This is a genomic window from Sphingobium sp. PNB, assembly GCF_019873065.1.
Classification (GTDB): Bacteria; Pseudomonadota; Alphaproteobacteria; order Sphingomonadales; family Sphingomonadaceae; genus Sphingobium; species Sphingobium fuliginis.
In genome coordinates, this window is sequence record NZ_JAINEZ010000021.1 from 55819 (window position 1) to 67480 (window position 11662).

The 11662-nt window shown below is 64.5% G+C and carries 12 protein-coding genes; 10 read left to right on the top strand and 2 right to left on the bottom strand.

What is annotated here, in order from left to right:
* The 4 genes from K7W03_RS09740 to K7W03_RS09755 are packed head-to-tail and all read left to right on the top strand — an operon-like array spanning position 1 to position 3096.
* A complete protein-coding gene (locus tag K7W03_RS09740; protein WP_025546536.1) occupies positions 1-969 on the top strand; it encodes a type II secretion system F family protein in 969 nt (322 codons plus the stop codon).
* Positions 970-1004: 35 nt separating this feature from the next.
* The gene (locus tag K7W03_RS09745) at positions 1005-1766 is read left to right on the top strand and encodes a tetratricopeptide repeat protein (protein WP_226870011.1); all 762 of its coding nucleotides are present in this window, start codon (positions 1005-1007) and stop codon (positions 1764-1766) included.
* Positions 1763-2575, top strand: coding sequence for a tetratricopeptide repeat protein (locus K7W03_RS09750; RefSeq protein ID WP_222886184.1), 813 nt, complete (start codon positions 1763-1765; stop codon positions 2573-2575). The genes K7W03_RS09745 and K7W03_RS09750 overlap by 4 nt, the downstream gene beginning before the upstream one ends.
* Positions 2575-3096: a prepilin peptidase gene (locus tag K7W03_RS09755; RefSeq protein WP_226870014.1), complete on the top strand. Its 522-nt coding sequence runs from the start codon at positions 2575-2577 to the stop codon at positions 3094-3096. The genes K7W03_RS09750 and K7W03_RS09755 overlap by 1 nt, the downstream gene beginning before the upstream one ends.
* A gap of 304 nt (positions 3097-3400) precedes the next feature.
* Here the strand turns inward: K7W03_RS09755 and K7W03_RS09760 are convergent, their stop codons facing one another.
* The gene (locus tag K7W03_RS09760) at positions 3401-4060 is read right to left on the bottom strand and encodes a response regulator (RefSeq protein ID WP_044661959.1); all 660 of its coding nucleotides are present in this window, start codon (positions 4058-4060) and stop codon (positions 3401-3403) included.
* Positions 4057-5742: a sensor histidine kinase gene (locus K7W03_RS09765; RefSeq protein ID WP_226870019.1), complete on the bottom strand. Its 1686-nt coding sequence runs from the start codon at positions 5740-5742 to the stop codon at positions 4057-4059. Before K7W03_RS09765 ends, K7W03_RS09760 begins: the two co-directional genes overlap by 4 nt.
* 210 nt (positions 5743-5952) lie before the next feature.
* Here K7W03_RS09765 and recO point away from each other — a divergent pair, with 210 nt between their 5' ends.
* From recO to K7W03_RS09795, 6 genes are all read left to right on the top strand, one after another.
* Complete coding sequence (recO, locus tag K7W03_RS09770) at positions 5953-6687, top strand: DNA repair protein RecO (RefSeq protein WP_025546548.1); 735 nt, start codon at positions 5953-5955, stop codon at positions 6685-6687.
* A gap of 110 nt (positions 6688-6797) precedes the next feature.
* Entirely contained in the window at positions 6798-7844 is a 1047-nt protein-coding gene (gene leuB, locus K7W03_RS09775; RefSeq protein ID WP_222886185.1) for a 3-isopropylmalate dehydrogenase, read from the top strand.
* 10 nt (positions 7845-7854) lie between these two features.
* Positions 7855-9063, top strand: coding sequence for an O-succinylhomoserine sulfhydrylase (gene metZ / locus K7W03_RS09780; protein ID WP_222886186.1), 1209 nt, complete (start codon positions 7855-7857; stop codon positions 9061-9063).
* A gap of 33 nt (positions 9064-9096) precedes the next feature.
* Positions 9097-9495 (top strand): Co2+/Mg2+ efflux protein ApaG, encoded by a 399-nt coding sequence (gene apaG / locus K7W03_RS09785; protein ID WP_025546552.1) that lies wholly within the window; start codon positions 9097-9099, stop codon positions 9493-9495.
* Positions 9492-10283 (top strand): LysR family transcriptional regulator, encoded by a 792-nt coding sequence (locus K7W03_RS09790; RefSeq protein ID WP_044661964.1) that lies wholly within the window; start codon positions 9492-9494, stop codon positions 10281-10283. The genes apaG and K7W03_RS09790 overlap by 4 nt, the downstream gene beginning before the upstream one ends.
* 143 nt (positions 10284-10426) lie before the next feature.
* Positions 10427-11134: a tetratricopeptide repeat protein gene (locus K7W03_RS09795; protein WP_222886187.1), complete on the top strand. Its 708-nt coding sequence runs from the start codon at positions 10427-10429 to the stop codon at positions 11132-11134.
* Positions 11135-11662: the final 528 nt, after the last annotated feature.

Below are 11662 nucleotides of genomic sequence, written 5' to 3' on the forward strand. Positions count from 1 at the left end.
ATGTTGAGTTCGGCACTGTTCATCCAGTTGCGGCCTTTCCTGTTGGGCTTGCTGTTCATCGCCATCGTTGCGCTGGTCTTCGGCCTGTCGGAAGTCGTGATGCGCAACGCGCGGGTGCGCAGCCGGCTCGACCTGGTCGGGGAAGGCGGTGCGTCCCAGAATGGCAGTCAGACGCTGCGCGGTGAACGCAACAGCAGCGAGTGGAAGAAGCTGGTCGACCGCATCGAGAAGATGGGGATATCGCTGGTCGATACGAACAATGTGAACCTGCGCCGGCGCCTGATCGCGGCGGGTTACATGTCGCCCGAAGCGCCTAAGCTATTCACCCTTTTTCGTCTTGTGCTGACCTTTGCCCTGCCTGCGATATTCGTGATCACATCGCTCGGCAATCCGGAACCGCCCGCTCCGCTCACCCTCTATATGATCGCATCGCTGCTGGCGGTCTCGGGGCTTTACATGCCCAACCTCTATATTTCGGCCAAGGCAGCGCGCAGGCAGGAAGAAATCGTCCACGGCTTTCCCGATGCGCTGGACCTGATGCTGGTCTGCGTCGAGGCGGGCCTGGGCCTGGAGGCGGCGATGGATCGGGTGGGCCGCGAACTGGCCCTGTCCCATCCGCTGGTATCGGCGGCGCTGGGCAAGGTGGTTCTGGAACTGCGCGCGGGGCGCAGCCGGCAGGATGCTTTGCGGCGCATGGCGGACGATGTCGACGTGGACGAAATTCGCTCCTTCGCGACGCTGCTGATCCAGTCCGATCAACTGGGTTCGAGCGTGGGGCAGACCTTGCGCGTCTATGCAGCGGAGATGCGTGAGAAGCGGCGTATGCGCGCCGAGGAGAAGGCGCATCGCCTGCCGGTCCTGCTGTCGGTGCCGCTGGTCGCCTGCATGCTGCCGGTGATGATCGGCGTGTTGATGCTGCCGGCGGTGGTGCGGGTGGTGCGCGACATCCTGCCGGTCATGACTCGTTAGGATAAGGGGGAGGGGGGACCATGAACAAAGGGATAATGGCAGTCGCTCTTATCATGGCGACGACGGCGTGCAGCGGGCCGCAAAAGGGCATCCTTTCGATAAGGCCCGTCAATCAGCAGCCTGCCGGACCGGCGCAGGATGCGCTGGCGCGGGGAGACCTGCTGTTTTCGCGGGGGGAATATGCGCTGGCGCTGGATGCCTTCCGCCGTGCAGTGCGCAACGATCCGACCGATGCGCATGGCCTGAACGGTGTGGCGATCAGCTATGCGGCCATGGGGCGGCATGATCTGGCGCGGGAATTTTTCGAACTGGCCTTGTCGCGGGCGCCGGAAGATGCCCGCATCGCGCGCAACTTCGCGCGGAGCCTGTCGGCGCAAGGCCTGAAAGGCGAGGCCGATGCGCTGCTTGCCCAGGCCGGCGCGGCGCAGGCGGGTGCGGCCGTCGTTGCTCGTCCGACGCTGGCTCAACTGGCTTCGGCTGCGCCGGCCGCGCGCCCGGCGCCCGTCGCGGGCGTCGAGTTGGAACGCCTTTCCTTGGGCGAGGTGCGGTTGCGGACGATGGAGGCAGCCGCACCGGCGGTACGCACCAACCCGCAGCTGACGACCCGGATCGTCACCGTGGCCGAAACGCAGGCCCGGCCCGAACTGACGGCCCCCATCATCGCCGTAGGCAGGCCGGATGCGGCGGCTTTGCCCAATCTGGCTGCGCGCGAAGAAGCAAAGCCCGCTTATGACGGTCTGTTCGAGCGCTTGTGGAAGAGCATGGTGCGGCCCGACCGGAAAGGCGCTCGGGGATGATCCGGGCGCTGCTGCTGGCGGTTGCGGCGCCATCCGCCGGGGCGGTACCGCCGCCGCTGGACTATGCCCGGCTGGTGGACGAGGCGATAGATGGCGGGCGGATCATCCAGGCGGATGCGATGTTGAGCCAATGGCGGGCTGGCGCGCAATCGGGCGACCTGCAAGCGATAGAGATTGCGGATGCGCGCATGGCGCTCGAAAAGCGGCGGGATGAGGAGGCGCTGGCGCGTTTCACCGCGCTGGAACGAAGTGGCCTCAACAACTGCCGCGTCGATGAGGGGAGGGGGATCGCCCTGCTGCGCCTCGGCCGGTCGCAGGAGGCGCTCGAGCCATTGCGCCGGGCTGTGGCCGATTGCGACGGTCGCTGGCGCTCATGGAATGCGCTGGGCGTGGCCTATGACCAGGCGCAGTCTTGGGCGCTGAGCAATGCGGCTTATGAGCGGGCGTTCCAACTCACCGACAAGCCTTCCCAGGTCCTCAACAATTACGGACTGTCGCTGCTCAAGCAGGGCAAGGCCGAGAAGGCGGCGGTGATATTCGACAAGGCGCGCGAAAGCGCACCGGAAGATGCGCGGGTGATCGCGAATGGCGACACGGCCTATGTGATGGCGGGACAGGACATCAGCCGCCGGCCTGCCGACACCGCCGATGAGTGGGCGCGCCGGCTCAATAATGCCGGGCAGGTGGCGATGCAGATGGGCGATCTGCCGAAGGCGCAGGCCTATCTCAGTCGTGCCGTGACCGAAGCCGACAGTTTCGTGCCCGAAGCCGCGGCCGCGCTCGACACCTTGAAGACCACGGAGAAGTGATGAAGGATCTGGTGCTGCTTGCCGTTTCGCTCGTCCTCATCGCGGCGGCGGTGGAGGATATGGCCCGGCTGCGCATATCCAATATCTTCCCCCTGCTGGTTGTCGGGCTTTATGCGGTCTGGGTCGCTGTGGCGGGGTGGGAAAATGACATCTGGCGGAACGGCACCGTTTTCCTGGGCATGTTCGCGGTGGGATGCGGTCTGTTCGCCATACGCGCGATGGGCGGTGGGGACGTCAAGCTGATGACGGCCTGCGCGCTGTGGTTCGACTGGGCGGGGGTGATTCCCTGGATCGTCTATGTCACCGTCGGGGGCGGTGTGCTGGCGCTGGTGCTGATGGCCGGCCGGCGGCTGGTGCCGCAGAGCGTGCGGGAAGGTTCGTCCGTTGCGCTGTTCGGCAAGAAAGGGCCGATTCCCTATGGCGTGGCGATTGCGCTGGGCACGATCATGGCGCTGTATATGGCCGGACCCAATCCCAGCGGCGTGGCGCGTCTGCCGGATTTCGTGCACGGGCTGAGTTAGCGCATCGTGGGTTGAATCGGATCGCGCATCGGGTACAGGTTGAGCCATTCGGCTAGCTCAGGCCGAGGGGTGTCGGGTGATCCGGATACAGGGCATGATGGCGTTTCCGGCTCGCCTTTCGGCTGGTTGGCGCCATTATGCGCCCGAGCAGGCACCCGAATTGATCGAGTGGCTCGTGCAATCTCAGTTCAACCGGTGCGATGACATGCTGGCGGCGGGATTGAGTTCCTGCCAATGCAGGCATGGGGCGCCGCAAGGGAAAGCAGACGATCCGCTTTCCGCTATTTCGCCGCCAAACAGCCGCTCAATGCTCCATCCCTACGGCGGGCATTTCACTGTCCATCGACATCATCATGATGATCAGTTCCGAGCGCGACTTGATGTTGAGCTTCTGGAAGATGCTGTGCAGGTGCACCTTCACCGTGCCTTCGGTGAGGCCGCACCGGCTCGCTATTTCGCGGTTGCGCAGGCCGGCGCGGATCAGGCCGGCGATCTCCAGTTCCCGCTCCGTCAGCACCGCAAGCACATTGGCTTCGCTGGCGGGCGCGGAAATGCTGTGCACCAGCGCCTGTTCCATGACGAAGGGGGCGATGCTCTTGTTGCCGCTCATGACCTGCTGGATGCAGCTTAGCAGGTCGTTGGGATCGCTGTCCTTCAGCACCACTCCGTCGACGCCCAGCTTGATCGCTTCCAGCGTCTGTTCAGGGCGGATATGCACGGTCATGAAGATGACCGGCACGGTGCTGCCGCTGTTGCGGATGGCGGACAGGATCGCAAGGCCGCCGCCACTCTTCATGCTGACATCCAGGATCAGCAGGTCCGGTTCGCCGGCCTGCATCCGCTCCAGCGCTTCTTCGACCGAGCGGGCGCAGAACAATATGTCATGGCCGTGGGAGTTCAGGAACTGCGCCATGCCGTCCAGGAAGATCGGGTGATCGTCGACTATCGCAATCTGGGTCATCATATCGGAGACCTTGGTAAGGAGGAGGGTAATCTGATCGAGATCAGTGAATTCATGCTCAGATTATGAAAATATGCCGTTCCGCCGATCTTGCCCAGCCGCTTCATGATCGATTGCGACTGGAGTTCGAAGTCGCCGGTATAGTTTTCGCGGGCGACCGCCTGCGGTCCGGGATTGTCCTTCAGCGCGATCAATATCTCGTCGTCGACCTGCGCGATCGACACGGTGATGTGGCGCGCATGGGCGTGCTTGACCGCATTGGCCGCGGCTTCGCGGATCAGATATTCGACCTCCGCCGCCGTTTCGGCCGACACGGTCATGGAGCGTTCGGCCAGGTTCAGGCGGCAATCGATCGCCCATTGCAGGGCGATGAAGCGGCAGCAGCGTTCGACTTCGCGGCCAAGGTCCACATCGGTTTCGGCCGACACCGGACTTTGCTGGCTGAGCAGCCGGCGCAGATGCGCCTGTTCCGCCGTCACCAGTTCCTCCATCGACCTGAGTTCCGCCAACTGGTCCGGAACGGCGGCATCCGACAGGCCGTGGATCGTCGTCGCGAGTCTGACGCGCAGCGCCGCCAATGTCTGCAGCACGCTGTCGTGCAGATCGCGGCTCAGCGCCTGACGCGCCTCGGCAAAGGTGCGCTGGCGCCAGGCGAGGAAGAAGAAATGGCGTTCGAGGAAAAGGTCTATCCCCTCCTGTATGCGCAGGCAGCGCAGCAGAACGGCGGGCGACCAGCCATGGCTGGTCCCGATGAACAGCCGGCCGCGCAGTTCCCCCGCCTGGATATGGATGCTCGCGCCCTGCCCGGGGCCGAACACGTCCGATATGCTGTCGATCAGGTCCGGCGCGCGCTCGTTCCGCAATATGCCGAGGCGGCTGCGCAGCAGCATCCGCGGCGACTGGGTGGAATAGAGGAAGGGCGCCTCCCGCGGCGTCACGTTGGACAGGCCGTCGATCTGCTTCTGCGGCAGGGCGAGGTGGCGCACGCCGTCGGCATCGTACAGTTCGCAATGGACGGCGGTATCGTCCATCATCTCCCACACGAACGCGCAATAGCGGGAGTTCATCAATTGGGAGACCTGCTCCACCAGAAATTGCGCCAGCGACTTCTGGAAGGAAAGACCGACGCCCTGTAGCCGTTCCGACCAGCTTATCAGCCGCCGCTCCAATATGTTCATGCTCAACATGGAGGCGGCGATGACGCAGCCGATGACGATTGTCAGGCTGTCGATCGCCCGGTCCACCGCCGGCACATGGCGGGCCGAGGCCCAGCTTTCATAATATCCCCGCGCGATGAAGGCGAAGATCAGGCAAATCCCCAGGATGAGGACCGCGCCGCGTCCGAACCGGTCGGATGCGGACCAGGCGACGAAGAACAGGCAGCCCAGCGCCGCGATCTGCAAGGGTTCGCACAGCACGATGACCGTCAGGAAGGCGATCAGGTCGAATATCAGGAAGATGGGCCGCAGCAGCAGGCCCAAAGGCGGCGTGAGCGAATTCTGCGCGATGCTGATCGCCGTCCACGTCCACACGGCTGCCTTCAACAGCAATGCCGTGCGGGCAAAATCCGGCTCGTTGCTGAACATCGCTTCGATCTGCCACGTCGCCGCAGCGGAAAAGGCGACGCGGGATATGGCGAAACCCAGCGTCGGTGAACGTCCCAGCCAAAGCACCAGGCGGTCCATCACGGAAGATGACGCCAAGGGCATATGATACATGGCGAAATTTGTCCCCCGACAAGTCCCCGCCGATAATTGTGCGCATGACCTGATCGAAAAGCAACATATATCAAAAGGCAGAAGGGCCCTGTGCGGCGATTTTGCGCGATTTCGGGACAGTTGGGCTGCGAAAGGTCATGGATGGCGCCCCGGACCGTTGGCCGATATGGAGGGGGCATGGCGACGCTGATCACCCCGGCCCTGGTTTGCGCGTTGCGGCCCCATGGCGAACATGGGGCGATCGCGCGTCTTCTGACGCCCGGCCATGGCCTGCTGGCCGGCTATGTGCGGGGGGGACGTTCGCGCCAGTTGCGTCCCGTCCTGTTGCCGGGCAATGCCGTCAAGGCCGAATTCCGCGCCCGGACGGAGGAGCAACTGGCCGGGCTGACCGTCGAACTGGAGCACAGCCGCGCTCCCCTTCTGGCGGAGCCGTTGCCTGCGGCCGCGATCGATTGGGTCTGCGCGCTCACCGCCGTGGCCCTGCCGGAAGGGACGCCCTATCCCGCGCTCCATCAGGCGCTGGACGGCGTGCTGGGCGCCGTGGAGGCGGCGCCGGCTGCGCGGGGCTGGGCGGTGGCGCTCATCCGCTATGAATTGCTGTTGCTGGCGGAATTGGGCTTTGGGCTGGACCTTAGCCGTTGCGCGGCGACCGGCGGGAATGAGGATCTGGCCTATGTCAGCCCTCGCAGCGCGGCGGCGGTCAGCCGGGCGGGGGCCGTCGGCTATGAGGACCGGCTGTTGCCCTTGCCCGCTTTCCTGCTGGAGGGCGGGGCAGGGGACTGGCCCGCCTTATTGGACGGGCTGCGGCTGACGGGCTTCTTTCTCGAACGGTCCGTCCTTACCGACTGGCGCGTCGATGTCCTCGCGGCGCGGGAGCGCCTGGTGGACAGGCTGAAAAGAGCGGTTGCCTGAATTTTGGCGGTCGGTGTTCCTGCGCCGCGCCTCCTTCTCCCCTCGCCTAAATGCTTGCGCTGGCGGCGGCAGCTTCATAAGGGGCAGCCACGCGTTTGAAGGAGTTGCCCATGTTGATCGCCCTGTTCCCCGGAGACGGTATCGGTCCCGAGATCGTCGCGCAGGCGAAGCGCGTGCTGGACGCGCTGGCGATCCCCGGCATCACCTATGAGGAAGGGCTGGTCGGCGGCGCGGCTTACAAGGTGGTGGGCCATCCGCTGCCGCCCGAGACGCTGGAACTGGCCAAGCGCGCCGACGCGATCCTGTTCGGTGCGGTGGGCGATCCCGATTGCGACTCGCTGGAGCGTCACCTGCGCCCGGAACAGGCAATCCTCGGCCTGCGCAAGGAACTGGGCCTCTTCTCCAACCTGCGCCCGGCCAAGGTCTTCCCCGAATTGGCCGACGCCTCCGCGCTCAAGCAGGAGGTGGCGAGCGCCATCGACCTGCTGATCGTGCGCGAGACCAATGGCGACGTCTATTTCGGTGAAAAGGGCATGCGCAAGACGCCCGAGGGCCTGCGCGAAGGCTATGACATCATGTCCTATAATGAAGAGCAGGTGCGCAAGATCGCGCATCAGGGCTTCCAGGCGGCGCGCGCCCGCCGGGGCAAGCTCTGCTCGGTGGACAAGGCCAATGTGCTGGAGACGAGCCAGCTCTGGCGCGACGTGGTGATAGAGGTGTCGGCGGACTATCCCGACGTGGCGCTCAGCCACATGTATGTGGACAATGCCGCGATGCAGCTGGTGCGCAATCCCGGCCAGTTCGACGTCATCGTCACCGGCAACATGTTCGGGGATATCCTGTCCGATCAGGCGAGCATGTGCGTGGGTTCGATCGGCATGCTGGCGTCGGCCACGCTCAACGACAGCAATCAGGGCCTGTACGAGCCGATCCACGGTTCCGCGCCCGACATCGCCGGGCAGGGCAAGGCCAATCCGCTGGCAACGGTCCTGTCGGCGGGCATGATGCTGCGCTACTCGCTGAACCTGCCGGAACAGGCCGACCGCATCGAGGCCGCTGTCGCCAAGGCGCTTGCCGATGGCGCCCGCAGCTTCGATCTGGGCGGCGCGATGAGCACGGTCGAGATGGGCGATGCCGTGCTCGCGGCTTTGGTCTGAGGGTAAGAAAATGAAGCGCAAGAGCGGGCAGAATCCCGAAATCACCCGGAACTGGCGTCCGGCCACTCTGGCGGTGCGTGGCGGCAGCGCCCGTACCGAATATGGCGAGACGTCCGAGGCGCTGTTCCTGACCAGCGGCTACAGCTACGACCGGGCGGAGGACGCCGCGGCGCGCTTCGCCGGGGAACAGCAGGGCATGACCTATTCGCGCCTCCAGAACCCGACGGTGGAGATGCTGGAACAGCGCATCGCCCTGCTGGAAGGCGCCGAAGCCTGCCGCGCCACCGCGACCGGCATGGCGGCGATGACGGCGGCCTTGCTGTGCCAGTTGTCGGCGGGCGACCATGTCGTCGCGGGCAAGGCGCTGTTCGGCTCCTGCCGCTGGCTGACCGATACGCTGCTGCCGAAATTCGGAATCGAGACGACCACCGTCGACGCAACCGACAATGCGGCGTGGGAAGCGGCGGTGCGGCCCAACACCAAGGTCTTCTTCTTCGAGACGCCGGCCAATCCGACCATGGACGTGGCGGACCTTGCCGCGATCTGCGGCATCGCGAAGGCGCACGGCATCACCAGCGTCGTCGACAATGCCTTCGCCACGCCCGCGCTCCAGCGGCCGATGGAGTTCGGCGCGGACGTGGTGGCCTATAGCGCGACCAAGATGATGGACGGGCAGGGCCGCGTCCTCGCGGGCGCGATCTGCGGCACGGAGGATTTCATCCTCAACACGCTGCTGCCCTTCCACCGCAACACCGGTCCGACGCTGGCAGCCTTCAACGCATGGGTCGTGCTGAAGGGTCTGGAGACGCTGGACCTGCGCATCCGCCGCCAGAGCGAGAATGCGCTGAAGGTTGCTGAATTCCTCGAAGGCCGGGTGGCGAAGGTGCTCTATCCGGGCCTCGAAAGCCATCCGCAGCATGCCCTCGCCATGAAGCAGATGGCGATGGCCGGTCCCATCTTCTCGCTCTATGTCGGCGGCGGCCGGGCGGAGGCGCACGGCCTGCTCAATGGCTTGGAACTGGTCGACATCAGCAACAATATCGGGGATTCGCGCTCGCTGATGACGCATCCAGCCTCCACCACCCATTATGGCATGGCGGAGGCGGCGCGGCTGGAGGTCGGCATTACCGAGGATATGCTGCGCCTCAACGTCGGCCTGGAAGACCCGGACGATGTGATCGAGGATCTGGATCGCGCGCTGAAGTCGATAGGGCGTTGACGGAAGAGGGGTGAAAGGCGCATTTCTTAAGCCGTGAACGCACTTTTCCCCTTCCATGCGACGACGCGCGACATCAACGTGCACGTCGCCGTCACCTTCCTGCCCGAACAGTCGGAGCCGGACCGGGGCCGCTGGTTCTGGGCCTATCATATCCGCATAGAGAATGACGGGGACCAGCCTGTGCAACTGCTGACCCGTCACTGGATCATAACCGATGGACGTGGCACGCAGCATCGGGTCGATGGAGACGGCGTCGTGGGGGAACAGCCAGTGGTGCAGCCGGGCAAGAGCTACGACTATGTGTCGGGTTGCCCGCTCAACACGCCGACGGGATCGATGAAGGGGCATTATCATATGATCGGCGCGAGCGGCGAGACGTTCGACATCGCCATCCCGCATTTCGCGCTGATCGCGCCGGCGGTGGCTGAATGAAGCGTACCCATTTGCCGCTCAACGGCCTGCGCGTGCTGGATGCGGCGGCGCGGCATCTGTCCTTCACCCGCGCGGCGGACGAACTGGCGGTGACGCCTGCGGCCGTGGGCCAACAGATCCGCGCGCTGGAGGACCTGCTGGGCGTCGTCCTGTTCCGCCGCACGCCCAAGGGGCTGGAACTCACTCCCGAAACCGAGGCAGGCCTTGCGGCCCTTCGCGCCGGTTTCCTGGAGTTCGAAGAAGCGGTGCGCGCCATGCAGGCTGGCCAGTCCAGCAGTTCCCTCACCATCGCCGCGCCGCGCGACATCACCGCCAAATGGCTCCAGCCGCGCCTTGCGGGCTATGCCGCAAGCCAGCCGGACCTCAAATTCGCATTGGTCGCGGCGGACGAGACGCTGGACTTCACCGAAGCCAATCTCGACCTCGCCTTGCGACTGGCCGAAGGGCCGGGCGAGAATGAAGGCATCAAGCTGGGCGAAGCGGCCTTCGTCACAGTGGAAGCGACGGAAGGCGGCCCTGACCATCGCATCGAATGGCCCGGCTGCCCGAAGGGGGACGCGCCCGCGACGATCCGCGTGGCCGATGCGGGGCTGGCGATAGAGGCGGCGGCCCATGGCTTCGGCCATGCCTGCGTGCCGTTCCTGCTGGCGCAGGCGGATATTGACGCAGGGCGCATCCGGCAGGTGGGCGACGCTGCGCCGTCCCCGCTCGCCTACTGGCTGATCGCGCCCTTGCCGCAATGGCGGCAGAAGAAGGTCAAGGCTTTGGTCGAGGCGCTGACGGGGTAAGTGCTCATCCGTCATGTCGAACTTGCTCCGGCGTAGATTTCTTCTCGCGCCTCAGACGAGCGGGCTCCACGTCGCGCTTGCACTTTCTTAATCCTGTCGCGCATAGCCTGATATAGGGAAGGCTTAGCGCGGGGAGGATGGCCATGACCGGCGGCAGCAGGGGCTGGATATTGCGGGGCGCTTTGCTGCTCTGCCTCGCGCCGCCGTTGCATGCGCAGGCCCCCTATGTCCCCGATGTTACCGAGGCGCGCGAAAAGGAGTGGCGCAAGCTGGTGGCCGCATCCCAGGCGGCCTATGCGTCCGGCAATCCGGCCGACGGCGTCGATCCCGCGCGCAGGGGGCTGGCGCTCGCCGATGAGTTGTTCGGCGCGGACGATCCGCGCACGCTTATCTCCGCCAACGATCTCGCGCTGCAACTGGAGTCGACCGGTCGCTATCGCGAGGCGGAAGGCCTCTACCGGCGCGTGTTCGACAGCTATTTGCGAACGCGGGGAGAGGACGATCCCAATACCCAGCTTGCCGTGGAAAATCTCGTCGATTTCTACATCGCGCGCAAACGCTACGATGCGGCGGAGCCATTGGCCGATTATGCGGTGACGAGCTTTCGGCGGACGACTGGATCGGGCAGCGCGCGCAGCCGGCGGATGGAACAGATACTGGCCGCCATGCCCAGACCTGCGCCGCCCATCGCCGCCGCCGCGCCCACGCAACCGTCCGGGATCGTCGCAAACGGTGCGATGAACGGCACGGACGGACCAGTAACCTCAATGTCTCCGGCGGCCACGCATGAAAATGATGTGGAAAAAGCTCCGTCCGAGGGGTCGGAGGCAACAAGAGAATCCGGTCCTTGAGGACGGATGTCCTTGTCTTTCTTCATCGTGTCTCGAGAAATTATCCTTGGATATAAGTCATCGGGTTAATTGTTAAAACCGCCATAGCCGCTATTCCTGATTCCTGTCGGAGGGGGGTTGATTTTCCATAGCTTATCGCCAGTCACAGGCCGACTGGACGAAGCCGCGGAAAGGAACGCACGGCTCCGCACGATAAGTCTATGGGTCGCATTTTGGACGGGCGGCCGGCTGCACAAGCCGGTCGCCCGTTTTCATTCCTTCCTTGCAACTTCCAATCCGATTGGGGCGGTCGGGAAGCCCTGTCGCGGCTGCCATTGAACGAATGGAGCAGGATCGACTCGCCCGAGTCGCATATGTCGTAAGCCTTGTTTGTTAACCAAATCCAAGTTCAGCATAGGCTGAAGGATATAAGTGCGAAATTCCGCCTATATCGTTCGTAATAGTGTGGAGCGGCGTGCAAAATTGACCCCCTTAGCGGGGTGATCGGCGTCTAAAATTGACCCCCATCATTCCAGAGTGTGAGGCGTC